The sequence below is a fragment of the Barnesiella sp. genome (assembly GCF_022723415.1).
Taxonomy (GTDB): Bacteria; Bacteroidota; Bacteroidia; order Bacteroidales; family Barnesiellaceae; genus Barnesiella; species Barnesiella intestinihominis.
Genome location: NZ_JAIJHU010000135.1, coordinates 1 through 1,728, shown reverse-complemented (window position 1 = coordinate 1,728; position 1,728 = coordinate 1). Strand labels below are relative to the sequence as shown.

Here is a 1,728-nt window from a genome sequence, read left to right as displayed (position 1 = left end):
ATTTTTCCTCACTTTTTAACTATCCATTTTCAGACACTCGTTTTTGACGAACATATAAGTTTTTTAAGTTCATATTGGTAATTGATTGTCGTTATTTTTTATATGTGCTGTCTTTTCTATGGGAATGGCTTTTCTTCCTTGTATGAGCATAAGGGGAAATGGGGGACACACAAGGTGTTCCGCCTTGCGGAGCAAGGCTTTCCCATGTACTACACTTTTTGTGTTTTTCACCCCAATTTCGCCCCTAGTTGATTACTCTTAGTTTGTTTTTTTTATTTCAAGTATCGCTTGCTAGATATTTAGGCTATCCAGTCTAATTTTTTAGTGATTTTTTGTGTAGTCTGTTTCGCACTATCGACCCACTTGCCTTTTGCTGTGTCTCCTAATTGCTTAGTATATTTGGGTGTATTCTGTTTGATTGTTTGTTTCGCTTGTTGAAGCGTTTTTTTCGTCATTTCTTTTCTTAATTCCGAAGTCGAATGACTGGCGCTAGCTACAAATAAACGGATAATTTGTTTTTCCAAATTTTTTTGTAAATCCTCTAACATGCTTTTTAGAACTCCTTTCGTTTCGCTTCTTCATAAGCAAAGCGGTCTTTTTGGAATTGGCGCTGTTGCTCGTCTAATTGGTGTTCGATTATCTGTTGTTTTTGACGAATTTGTTGGTCAGCCTCTTCTTTACAGTCGGTTAGTAAACGATAAACGACCTGCTTATTAGGTGATATATCGTAATGCGGGGTTGGATAATTGACATAATTGGCTAAATGGTCTAAATAGTGGTGAAATCTTCTTCTTTCTTCATAGGCTTGCTCTAATTGCTCTTTTAAATTTCTTTTTTCTGTTAAATAAGCTTCTTGTTTTTGTTCAAATTGACGCTCGTCCATAAAATCCATTGTTTTCCTCCTCGTTAGAAAAGATAATTTGCCAGTTCTTGGTCTGTAGCAACTTGTTGCTCAATTGTGGTGGAAATCTTATGCAATAACTCGTCTAATTCGCTATTATAATTACTGTTTTTTTGTTATAATGTACTTATCTAAGTAATGACTATTTATTGAAAATATATATGATTATAAAAACAAAGTAATTCTATTTATTAACCGATTAAAATAATTACGGAGGCGATTTATGAACCCGTTTGAAAAATTTCAAATTTTTATAGTTTTTATGGTAATAGTAGGAATTATCTTAACTGTAATTATTGTTTTAGTCGATAACAAAAAACTCAATAAAAAATTTACCATTGTAGATAAATATTCAATAATGAAAGATACGTCTATTTACTATCGAAGCTACAGAAATGTAACTTTATATACAACTATCGATACACCTATCCATACACGAACAATCTCTTCGCATAAACCTGCCAATCTTTATATTTCTGCGGATAGTCAATTCTTAGAAGTTGTTTCTCCAAATTTTCTGGACAAAGAACTAACTATATTGAATAAAAATGTACTAGTTCTAAGACTTGAAAATATTGAGGGAAATAAAAGATTAATTACTTATTCAATCGATCAGTTGCCTGAGCAATCTATAAAGATTCTTAATCAGGTAGAGATTGGAGATATAATGAGTATTAAACAATTAACTATCGATTTAGAAGATTCTAAAACACCCCAAACTGCAATTTTAATTAATAGCCATACTCAATTGTAACGAAAATGCACGGTGGGATAAAAATATAATTACAATTTCTCTTTTCGTTTAGTATATAAAAAAGTGGAAAAAT

General features: G+C 31.7%; 3 protein-coding genes. 1 reads left to right on the top strand and 2 read right to left on the bottom strand.

The window, feature by feature from the left end; all coding sequences use genetic code 11:
- Window positions 1-299 precede the first annotated feature (299 nt).
- The gene (locus QVD32_RS13105) at window positions 300-548 is read right to left on the bottom strand and encodes a hypothetical protein (RefSeq protein ID WP_287710381.1); all 249 of its coding nucleotides are present in this window, start codon (window positions 546-548) and stop codon (window positions 300-302) included.
- 5 nt (window positions 549-553) lie between these two features.
- Window positions 554-883: a hypothetical protein gene (locus QVD32_RS13100; RefSeq protein ID WP_287710380.1), complete on the bottom strand. Its 330-nt coding sequence runs from the start codon at window positions 881-883 to the stop codon at window positions 554-556.
- A 241-nt stretch (window positions 884-1,124) separates the two neighbouring features.
- Here QVD32_RS13100 and QVD32_RS13095 point away from each other — a divergent pair, with 241 nt between their 5' ends.
- Window positions 1,125-1,655, top strand: a complete 531-nt coding sequence (locus tag QVD32_RS13095; RefSeq protein ID WP_287710379.1) for a hypothetical protein — start codon at window positions 1,125-1,127, stop codon at window positions 1,653-1,655.
- The last annotated feature ends 73 nt before the right edge of the window (window positions 1,656-1,728 follow it).